Here is a 259-nt window from a genome sequence, read left to right on the forward strand (position 1 = left end):
GGCAATGGAGACATTGTCTAAAAAACGACCTTTTGAAAAAGATCGTTTTTGGCAAAGAGATTCGAGCAGGTCGAGGAAGCAAGTGTTCGAGGAATGAAGCGTAGTTCCCTACGTGACATGACCGAGATCCATGAAGCTGACGAAGACATGCGAAGAAGATCTGCCGCCAAAATTGGTTAAGTTAGAAAGGGCGCACGGTGAATGCCTTGGCACTAGGAGCCGAAGAAGGACGCGACGAACGGCGAAACGCCTCGGGGAG

1 rRNA gene is annotated in these 259 nt (G+C 50.2%); it reads left to right on the forward strand.

The window, feature by feature from the left end:
- Window positions 1-174: 174 nt before the first annotated feature.
- Window positions 175-259 (forward strand): 23S ribosomal RNA (locus tag M3202_RS22180); the annotation flags it as partial.

This window comes from Halalkalibacter oceani (genome assembly GCF_023715605.1).
GTDB classification, from domain to species: Bacteria; Bacillota; Bacilli; order Bacillales; family Bacillaceae_D; genus Halalkalibacter; species Halalkalibacter oceani.